The organism is Pseudomonas sp. HMWF021 (assembly GCF_003061005.1).
Classification (GTDB): domain Bacteria; phylum Pseudomonadota; class Gammaproteobacteria; order Pseudomonadales; family Pseudomonadaceae; genus Aquipseudomonas.
Genome location: NZ_QAIK01000148.1, coordinates 1 through 9,149, shown reverse-complemented (window position 1 = coordinate 9,149; position 9,149 = coordinate 1). Strand labels below are relative to the sequence as shown.

At 55.9% G+C, this 9,149-nt stretch carries 13 protein-coding genes and 1 pseudogene; 7 read left to right on the top strand and 7 right to left on the bottom strand.

The features are described 5' to 3' along the window. Window positions 1-170, top strand: a 170-nt coding sequence (locus DBR18_RS21175; RefSeq protein ID WP_146188777.1) for an effector binding domain-containing protein, incomplete at its 5' end; no start/stop codon positions are given. Here the strand turns inward: DBR18_RS21175 and ada are convergent. From ada to DBR18_RS21155, 5 genes are all read right to left on the bottom strand, one after another. Then, window positions 167-1,234 carry a bifunctional DNA-binding transcriptional regulator/O6-methylguanine-DNA methyltransferase Ada gene (gene ada, locus DBR18_RS21170; protein ID WP_108591784.1) on the bottom strand — a complete coding sequence of 356 codons (1,068 nt, stop codon included), beginning with the start codon at window positions 1,232-1,234 and terminating at the stop codon, window positions 167-169. The genes DBR18_RS21175 and ada overlap by 4 nt on opposite strands. An 81-nt stretch (window positions 1,235-1,315) precedes the next feature. After that, window positions 1,316-1,987, bottom strand: a complete 672-nt coding sequence (gene alkB, locus DBR18_RS21165) for a DNA oxidative demethylase AlkB (RefSeq protein ID WP_108591785.1) — start codon at window positions 1,985-1,987, stop codon at window positions 1,316-1,318. Window positions 1,988-1,992: 5 nt separating this feature from the next. Next, entirely contained in the window at window positions 1,993-2,703 is a 711-nt protein-coding gene (locus tag DBR18_RS21160; protein WP_108591783.1) for a 2OG-Fe(II) oxygenase, read from the bottom strand. A 94-nt stretch (window positions 2,704-2,797) separates the two neighbouring features. Further along, window positions 2,798-2,968 (bottom strand): hypothetical protein, encoded by a 171-nt coding sequence (locus tag DBR18_RS28425; RefSeq protein ID WP_177482416.1) that lies wholly within the window; start codon window positions 2,966-2,968, stop codon window positions 2,798-2,800. A gap of 30 nt (window positions 2,969-2,998) precedes the next feature. Continuing rightward, on the bottom strand, window positions 2,999-3,301 hold the full coding sequence (locus tag DBR18_RS21155; protein ID WP_108591782.1) for a DUF1883 domain-containing protein: 303 nt from the start codon (window positions 3,299-3,301) through the stop codon (window positions 2,999-3,001). A 212-nt stretch (window positions 3,302-3,513) separates the two neighbouring features. On the opposite strand from DBR18_RS21155, the gene DBR18_RS21150 reads away from it, so the two are divergent. Together DBR18_RS21150 and DBR18_RS21145 are read left to right on the top strand one after the other, a co-directional pair. Continuing rightward, window positions 3,514-3,870: a hypothetical protein gene (locus tag DBR18_RS21150; protein WP_108591781.1), complete on the top strand. Its 357-nt coding sequence runs from the start codon at window positions 3,514-3,516 to the stop codon at window positions 3,868-3,870. Window positions 3,871-3,942: 72 nt separating this feature from the next. Continuing rightward, entirely contained in the window at window positions 3,943-4,173 is a 231-nt protein-coding gene (locus DBR18_RS21145; RefSeq protein WP_108591780.1) for a hypothetical protein, read from the top strand. A gap of 3 nt (window positions 4,174-4,176) precedes the next feature. Here the strand turns inward: DBR18_RS21145 and DBR18_RS21140 are convergent, their stop codons facing one another. Next, the gene (locus DBR18_RS21140; RefSeq protein ID WP_108591779.1) at window positions 4,177-4,464 is read right to left on the bottom strand and encodes a hypothetical protein; all 288 of its coding nucleotides are present in this window, start codon (window positions 4,462-4,464) and stop codon (window positions 4,177-4,179) included. Window positions 4,465-4,616: 152 nt separating this feature from the next. Continuing rightward, window positions 4,617-4,802, bottom strand: coding sequence for a hypothetical protein (locus DBR18_RS21135; RefSeq protein ID WP_007964653.1), 186 nt, complete (start codon window positions 4,800-4,802; stop codon window positions 4,617-4,619). 258 nt (window positions 4,803-5,060) lie between these two features. Here DBR18_RS21135 and galU point away from each other — a divergent pair, with 258 nt between their 5' ends. The 4 genes and pseudogenes from galU to DBR18_RS21115 form a co-directional block, all read left to right on the top strand. Further along, window positions 5,061-5,900: a UTP--glucose-1-phosphate uridylyltransferase GalU gene (gene galU, locus DBR18_RS21130; RefSeq protein ID WP_007912230.1), complete on the top strand. Its 840-nt coding sequence runs from the start codon at window positions 5,061-5,063 to the stop codon at window positions 5,898-5,900. A gap of 432 nt (window positions 5,901-6,332) precedes the next feature. Then, window positions 6,333-7,766 carry an FAD-binding oxidoreductase gene (locus DBR18_RS21125; protein WP_108591778.1) on the top strand — a complete coding sequence of 478 codons (1,434 nt, stop codon included), beginning with the start codon at window positions 6,333-6,335 and terminating at the stop codon, window positions 7,764-7,766. Continuing rightward, window positions 7,763-8,614 (top strand): HemK/PrmC family methyltransferase, encoded by an 852-nt coding sequence (locus tag DBR18_RS21120; RefSeq protein WP_108591777.1) that lies wholly within the window; start codon window positions 7,763-7,765, stop codon window positions 8,612-8,614. Before DBR18_RS21125 ends, DBR18_RS21120 begins: the two co-directional genes overlap by 4 nt. Window positions 8,615-8,636: 22 nt before the next feature. Further along, window positions 8,637-9,149, top strand: a pseudogene (locus DBR18_RS21115) (aminotransferase); the annotation flags it as partial.

Genomic DNA, 9,149 nt, shown 5'->3' with positions numbered 1-9,149 from the left:
AGTATCTGGTGTTCGAAGCGCAGGGGCCGTTGCCTGACGCGGTCATCTCGACCTGGGGGCGGATCTGGGAGTTCTTTGAGCAGAATCCTCAGATTCAGCGCCGTTACGCCACGGACTACGAGGCCTATACCGGCCCCGAGTCAGTGGCGGTCTATATCGGCGTCCGCTAAGGCTGGGTTTCGCGTTCCAGCAATTGACGCTTACGCTCAACGCCCCAGCGATACCCCGACAGATTGCCATCGCTGCGTACCACGCGATGGCAGGGGATCGCCACGGCCAGACGGTTGGCGCCGCAGGCCTGCGCCACGGCGCGCATGGATGTCGGCGCGCCAATGCGCTGGGCGATCTCGGCGTAACTGGCGGTGCGTCCGGCGGGGATTTCCCGCAGCGCCTGCCAGACCCGCTCCTGAAAAGCTGTGCCGCGCACGTCCAGTGGTAAATCGAGGCCCAGCGCTGGCGCCTCGATAAAGCCCACCACCTTGGCAATCAACTGTTCGAAGTCGGCATCGGCGCCAATAAGGTTGGCCTGACGGAACTGATCCTGCAGATCGCACACCAGTTGATGCGGGTCGTCACCCAACAGAATCGCGCACACCCCGCGTTCGCTTTGCGCCACCAGAATCGCCCCGAGTGAGCATTGCCCGACAGCAAAATGAATGTCGTTGTTGCGTCCGGCCGCGCGGTAGTCGCCGGGTTTCATGCCCAGCAGCTTGTCGGCCGACTCATAAAAGCGGCTGTTGGAATTGAAACCCGCGTCATACAACGCATCGGTCACCGAGCCGCCGTCCGCGAGCCGCTCACGCACCCGGCGCGAACGATGCGCCGCTGCGTAACCTTTGGGCGTCAGGCCGGTAGCCGCCTTGAACACGCGATGAAAATGGAACGGGCTGAGACCTGCGACCTCGGCGAGCTCATTGAGCGCGGGCACTGTTTCACTGGACTCGATCTGCCGACAGGCCATCGCCACGGTTGCGGCGTGCTGGCTGGCGACTTCAGTCTGATCCTTGCTCGTGCGTTTGCTTGGGCGGTAGCCCGCCGCTTCGGCCGCTTGGGCGCTTTCGAAGAATTCGACGTTCTGTGGCTTGGGCAAACGTGACAGGCTGCTGGGGCGGCAATAGATACCGGTGGTTTTCACCGCGTAGACAAACTGCCCGTCGGCCCGTGGGTCCCGGGCAACGACGGCAGCCCAGCGTGGATCGGTTTCAACGTTGATGATGGGCGAAAGCTTTTTCATGGCGAGTAGTCCGTTGACCTGTTTGATTCAGGTTAACCAGCAGCGATGTGGGAAACACTCCGGGCCTTGCGGTCAAATTTTTCAAAAGCGTCCGGCAACACGAAAGGTCAGATTGACCCGGCGTTCGCCCAACTGCGGATGCCGCCCGGGCTTGATCGGCAACACACCGTGAAAACGCAAGCGATCGACGCCGCCCCAGATCACCACGTCGCCGTGCAGCAAAGGAATGCGCTGACTCTTGTCGCTGCGGGCAAAACCACCAAACAGGAACATGGCGGGCAACCCCAGTGACAGCGAAACGATCGGCGCCGTGTAGGCATGTTCGTCTTTGTCCTGGTGTAAAGACATCTTGGCCCCGGGGATATATTGGTTGATCAGGCAGGAGTCTGGATGAAAGTCGGCAAATCCAGCGCGCTGAGCTGCGTCGCGCGCCAGTTCTGACAGCACATCCGGCATCGCCGGCCAGGGCTTGCCCGTCAGGGGATCCACGGTGCTGTAGCGATAACCGCTGCGGTCGGTGATCCAGCCCAGCGTTCCGCAACTGCTGGTACCCACCGACATGCTGAAACCGCCCGGCGTCATCATGTGGCGCAACGGTGCTGCGCCAATGAGGGTATCCAGCACGGGCAGCAGCTGGTCCAGAACCGGCAAAGCGAAGCCGCGCAATACCCACGATTGTTCGCCGATCTGCTCGGCGCGCGGTTGCTGCTCGGGTTCGTGGTCGGCGAACAGGTCGAAGGTGGTCGGTTGCATGGTGATCATGATGCGTCGTGAAAGATGATGCCCAGAGTATGCCGATTTCCGCTGTGCAGGCGACTGACGCCGTGACGCATGGTCACTCGATAATCGCCGCGTGTGCCGCTGACCGGACGCTGATTGACCGCGAATATAACCGCGTCACCCTTGTGCAGATCCACGACGTGTGGACGCGACTGCATGCGTGGACGCTGCTCGGTCAGAACGAACTCACCACCGGTAAAATCCTGCCCCGGCTCCGACAGAAGAATCGCCACTTGCAGTGGGAAAACCAGTTCGCCGTACAGATCCTGATGCAGACAGTTGTAGTCGTGCGGGCCGTATTGCAACAGCAATGGCGTCGGCCGCTGCTGGCCGGCATCATGACAGCGCTGCACAAACCCGGCATGGGTGGCGGGAAAGCGTACAGGCAGATTCATGCGTTCGGACCAGCGGTTTGCCAGCGGCACCAGACGCGGGTAAAGCGCAGTGCGCAGACGTTCGATGGCGGTGGGCAGGGGATAGCTGAAGTACTTGTATTCACCGCGACCGAAACCGTGGCGGGCCATGATGACCTGCGAGCGAAACGGTTCGGTCTGCGGATACAGGGCGCTCAGGCGTTCACAGGTTTGCGCCGAAAGCAGCGAGCGGATAATGGCGTAGCCATATTGATCCAGATGCTGTTCGAGGCTTGCCCAATCGAGCGCATTCAGCCGAGACGGGGACATTGACATGCTGACTCCTGAACCCTTTGGTCGAGGCTGTCAGTCTGGGCAATTCCCGGCGGCAGAACACTCCGCCGCTTGCGGTCGAATCCCGGGTGTTGCGTTACAGGGCTTTGCTGACAGAGATATCGCTGATGACATCTTCAGTCTGGCCGTGGATGGCATCGAGTGCGGCTTTGGCTTCTTCTGCGGTGCCGTGTTCCAGTTGCGCGAACTCGAAACGGCGTTCGCCGTTGAGCTTGTATTTGATGACGTATTTGGTCGTTTGGGCCACGGTCGTGCTTACCTTTGCGTTAGGGGCGACTCAGCTCAGTTTTGAGCTGGAGCGGCGGATGATCTTGATCGAATGAGTCAGGGTCGGTTTGCGCGTTACACTGATGGCGCGCCGGCTGACGGTGTCGATGGTGATGTTCCAGAAACCGGTGCTCGGTGCAGTGATGCGCGCTGGAAACTTGTCGAACGCACCGCCGTGGTAGGTGTGGCGTCCGCCGTTCTTGAACGCGCGAAAGTTGGCGTCGTTCATCAAACGAATATTGCAGGTTTGTGAGCATTGAATGACGACGATGTCGTCTTCGTTGAGGTGCTCGCGCTGGTGAATGAATTTCATGGGCGCCTCCAGATGGGCTTTTTCTACTAAATCAAAACGATAGCATGTGCGATTGGCGCAGTTTATCAGCCCGAACGGGTTATTATCCCGCCGTCGAGCGCTGCTTTGACAATTAAAAACAGTTATTCGCGATTCGATGCGGGTTTAATGGAGCAAACCTCGGAGAAAAATGGCATTACTGCTGTCCGAGGGTCTTTATGGGAGGTATATGTATGAAGTGGGGTGTGGTGTGTCTGCCGTTGATGTTGGTCGTGGGTGGTTGCGCGAGTGTTTCCGAGATCAATGAAACCTTGCCGACCATGAGCGTGATTTCCGGCAAGAAACCCCATGAGTATGCTCAATGCCTGGCGGACAAGCTTGCCAACAGCCGCGGCGCGTTGCAGATGCAGCCGCACAAGGATGGCGTGCGGGTGATCGTTCCCGGGAAATTTTCCACCGGCGCGGCCGCCGTGTTTGATATCGACGACCGTTCCGGCGGTAGCAGCATCAAGCTGCATGAACGCATGTCCAATGTGCCGATTCGTCCCCGGGACGTGCAAAACGCCGCCAATGCCTGTATTTCCGGCTGATAGACTGATAGTCGTCAGCACCAATGCCGTCGCAGCCATGCTGTGACGGCATTTTCATTTCTGGAGCCGCGCATGAAGCGAGAGCAAGTACGGGAGCGCCACGCAGAAGGCCTGATTTCTGCCACGCATGTGATTCAGAACCCGGCCAATCCGGGCGAGTGGATCGTGTTTTTCAAGAAGAGCGCCGGGCGCAGCTATTTTCTGGTGGACGATAACGACGAAGTCGAATCCTTTGCCCGGCTCGACGACCTGATCGAGACCGTGCGCGGGCTCGGGATCAAATTCGCCGAGATCCACATGTAAGGTCTATTTGCAGACCACGACCACGCTGCGATTTTTGTAGTTGCCGACATCGACCCCCAGGGTTTTGTCGCTTTCCTTGGGCGCCGGGGTGCCATCGGTGCCGACAATGCGATAACCGGTGCCGGCGCAGGAGGCGTCGGCTTTCTCGTAGCAGGTGGCCCAGGAGTTGGCTTCACCGGAGCAATCGATTGTCAGGCCCTGTTCGCCGTTGTTCAGGTAAGTAGGTTGCGAAGTGGCGCAGCCACCCAGGGCCAATACCGCAATCAGCGGCAGCAAGCGGTTCATATTCATGGTTGTATCGTCTTCAGCGAGGGAGGGGCTAAACGCTCTGACAGCGCCAGTGTGAAAAGGTTATAGCGTTTGGCCACTTGTTTTCGTCGTGCTGGTGGGCGCGCACAAAAAAGCCCTGCACAACGGCAGGGCTCGGCGTTTTTCGCTGATGATCAGTCCTGATCCTTGCCACGCCGCTTGGATGACGCAGGGGTGTCAGTGAACACCGACGCAACATCAGTCGCCAACTGCTCGCTGTCGAACGGCCCGGCGATGTGTTCGCCATTGGTAGTGGTCAGGTTCCACTTGCCGTCCTTCTTGTCGATCACGTACCCGTTGATGATTTTTACCGCGGCCATCTATCTGTCTCGTTCGCTGGTTCAAAGGCGCCATGATACCGACAAATACTCACATTGGGGGACGATGAGCGTATGGTGGTGCAGCGCATTTGCGTCTTTGAGCTACTCTGATTTCGCCGCTCGAAAGCACCAATGGAACTATCGGCGAGAATATTTCTCTATGTTGACATCGGTTAGCCAGTGCGGGGCATTGTAAGGTGCACGCCGCCTGATTAGACTGCGCCGAAACTCGTACACACAGCCCTTTCAAGGACTTATATGATCAAGAAATGCTTGTTCCCAGCAGCCGGTTACGGTACTCGCTTCCTGCCAGCGACTAAAGCCATGCCCAAAGAAATGCTGCCGGTGGTAAACAAGCCACTGATCCAGTACGGCGTTGAAGAAGCTCTGGACGCTGGCCTGACTGAAATCTCGATCGTTACCGGTCGCGGCAAGCGTGCTCTGGAAGACCACTTCGACATCAGCTACGAGCTGGAAAACCAGATCAAGGGCACCGACAAGGAGAAATACCTGGTCGGCATCCGCAAACTGCTGGATGAGTGCTCGTTCTCCTACACCCGTCAGACTGAAATGAAAGGTCTGGGTCACGCGATCCTGACCGGCCGTCCGCTGATCGGTGATGAACCGTTCGCCGTGGTACTGGCGGATGACCTGTGCGTCAACCTCGAAGGCGACGGCGTACTGACCCAGATGGTCAAGCTGTACAAGCAGTTCCGCTGCTCGATCATCGCCATTCAGGAAGTCGATCCGCAGGAAACCAGCAAGTACGGCGTTATCGCCGGCGAGATGATCCGCGACGACATCTACCGCGTACACAGCATGGTCGAGAAGCCAAAGCCTGAAGACGCGCCGTCGAACTTGGCCATCATCGGTCGTTACATCCTGACCCCGGACATCTTCGACCTGATCGAGCAGACCGAGCCAGGCAAGGGCGGTGAAATCCAGATCACCGACGCCCTGATGAAGCAGGCCCAGAACGGCTGTGTCATGGCCTACAAGTTCAAAGGCAAGCGTTTTGACTGCGGTGGCGCCGAAGGCTACATCGAAGCAACCAACTTCTGCTTCGAGAACTTCTACAAGACCGGCAAGGCTTACTAAGAGCGCTTGATCGTCTGCAGGTGTATTGCGCGATCTGTTTCGTGTGACACCAAAACACAAACGCCCCGACTTGTTCGGGGCGTTTGTGTTTCCGAGAGACGGAAAATCTATGTCCGGTCTTTTCCATATATAAGTTCAGCCATAGATGATTGGTTCGTTGAAAAAGCGATATTTTGTAACTTATTATTTAATAACTGATGCACGATCAAAAATTGTCAATTTTATTTTTGATAATTAACCGACTGGTTAGTGATCTTTTTTATTGGCCTCTATTGGTTTTTTGGTGGTTGAATGTGTGGAAGTGTTTCAAAGATACAATATGAAACAAATGCTCTGTTGAGTTGATGTGTAACGAAACTATAGAAATGTTTTGTTTTTAAAAGCTAGAAATTCAATTTTCTTCAGCCGCAAGTAATATTTTGAGGTCAAAACATGGAGTTCGACGTCATTGTTGTAGGTGCAGGTGCTGTGGGTGGTTCAATCGCGTATGAGTTGGCATCGCGAGATTTAAAGGTCTGTCGTGTCGGTGAAACCGATCGTGCGAATGCAGCCTCGAGGGCTGCCGGGGCAATGAACGGTTGCTTTGGTGAGGTTACCAGTGGGTTGCTGGCAAGTGATTTTGGCCGGCTGAAGCTGGATATGGATCGGCAAGCCCAGCAACTATGGCCGAGCTGGGCAGAGCGCTTGGCCGTTTCTTCTGGCAATACGACATCTCTGTTCACTGCGATGGGAACTCACGTTTTACTCAATACTGCGGGAATGGACGAAGTCGATAGCGTCAACTACGACACCATCGAGAGCACCTTGACTGAGTATGGCGAACCCTACGAAGTCATCGATCCACGTAAAATGGAGTGGATCAAGCCCAATCACCTCGTTCGTCCTCTCCGAGGGCTGTACATTCCTAACGAACATTCAGTGAACTCCCTTCTGTTACTGGAAAAACTGGACGCTGCATTTGTCGCTGAAGGGGGCACGCTTAAAAATGAGAATGCCAGACGAGTATTGGCAGAGGGCGGTGTAGCTACAGGCGTGGAGTTAAGCAGTGGAGAGGTGTTATGGGCTCGGAAAGTGATCGTCGCTGCGGGCGTTCATTCTCTGGATCTGCTGAGTGATTTCGACGATGTGGTGAAAAAAATTCCACCGCTTTTCAGTGGATATGGCGTATCCATCCTGGTGAAATTGCCCGAGGGCGTCGAGCTGCCAGAATCCGTCATTCGCACTCCGAACCGTGCGTTCGCCTGTGGCCTGCACTGCGTCCCTCGTGGTGATGGAGTTCTATATCTCGGCGCAACCAATATTATTTCCGAGCAGCCGAAGACCCACGCACTGATTTCGGATGTGCAGTTCTTGCTTGATTGCGCTGTCGATCAGTTGAGCCTGGATCTGCATGGTGCTGAAGTCATTTCCATCCAGGTTGGTAACAGGCCCATTCCGGCTGACGGTTTCCCACTGATTGGTGAGTGCGGTGTAGAAGGCCTTTGGCTCGCAACAGGTACTTATCGGGATGGGTTACATCAGTCGCCATTGTTGGCAAGCTATATAGCCGACTGTTTGACTGGCCTGAAGAATACCGGTCTTGATCTCGGTCCGTTTACACCAGTGCGCGCTCCGCTGACCGGTTTTGCTCGAGAAAATACTGTAAAAGAAACCGTGCAACAAATGTTTGCCACGGGGTATGAGTATCGCTGGAATATAAAACCATATTGGTTTCCGCTGTTGGATGAGGGGTTGTCGCGCAACTATAAAAAATTGATAAATGATTTGCACCCTTCGTTTACTCCGCCACCGGAATTGGTAGCGTTCTCTTATCTCTACGAATCTATCCTGAATAAACTCTCGCAATATTATAGGGAATGGTCATGAGTCTTTCCGAGCGTGAGTGCCTCGCCATTCATCAGGCGCGAGCCCTTTTGCAAGAGTCCGGCGTCTGGAATTTGGAAGAGGACTTGAGTTGCCTTGTGGATCGCTTTATCGAGCGTGCGGATAAAAATCGTGCACTTGAAGAGTTCATGTTGGCTGTCCAGGAGCGCTGCAACCGTATTCCGCTCGGGCATATCGTCGGTACGGTGGACTTTGACGAGTTGTCGCTGGTCGTCGGTAGCGGCGTATTCATCCCGCGCCCTCACAGCAGAGTCATTCACAAGTGGATCGAGAGCAGTGCAGCGCTGCAGTCAGGCTCAAAAGTTCTGGATCTGTGTGCGGGCAGCGGCGCGATAGGTCTTGCGATTGCCCGACGCAGACCGGATGTCGACGTCACTTGCATCGAGTTTGATCCGATAGCCCTGCAGTACCTCAAACGCAATATTGATCGGCTGTCGTGCCAGGGTGTAGAGGCAAATCATCTGTGGGCAGATATTCGCGACGAGCAGGCGTTTGAGCCATTCGAGAAACAGATCGGCCTGATTGTCGCGAATCCTCCGTACGTTCCGCAGGCTCAGGAGCTGCTGCCCGAGTGGGGCGAGCACCACCCTCAAGCGTCTATCTACGCCGGCCCCGATGGGCTTGAGTTGATTCGGCAGATCATTGCTCTCGCCGACCGGTTGCTCGTCCGCGACGGCTGGTTGGTGATGGAGCACGGCGAAGATCAGGCTGAAGCGGTGCGTGAACTGTTCAGGCGCGATCACCTGATTGACATAGAAACAGTGATCGACAAGGACGAGTCCGATGCGTCGGGCAGTTCGGTAATGACGATTGGCCGCAAGCCTCAGTGATTTCAGGGCAGGAGATTCAGCAATGGAAGTGCAAGTAAAGCAAGACTGGATGAGCATTCGCCGTGGTAACACCACCGCTGCTCTGACAACCGCTTATGAGGAAGGGCTGACAGGGTTTACCGTTGCGAGTCGTACCGGCAAGCAGATCACCCTGCAGGAAGGAGGTGTGTACACCGAATTTGTGTCGTGCTCGTATCTGGGGCTGGAAACCCATCCTGCACTGGTCGAAGCTGCGCATCAGGCACTCAATACATGCGGGTTGCATCTGTCTTCTTCTCGAAGTGCGATGCGCCCCCAGTATCTGCCGGAACTGGAGGAGCTGCTTGCCCAGGTGTATAGGGGCAGCGCGGTTGCTGTGTTCACTTCCACCAGCAGTGTGCATCTCGGTGTATTGCCTCTGCTGGGCAGTGGTTCACTGGCTGGCTATCCCGTCAGAAAGAGAGTGCATTGGCTGATGGACAAGACTGCCCATGCTTCGATGCAGGTTCTGAGGGGCATTCTGGAACAGTTCGGTTCTGTTTCCAGAGTTGAGTCG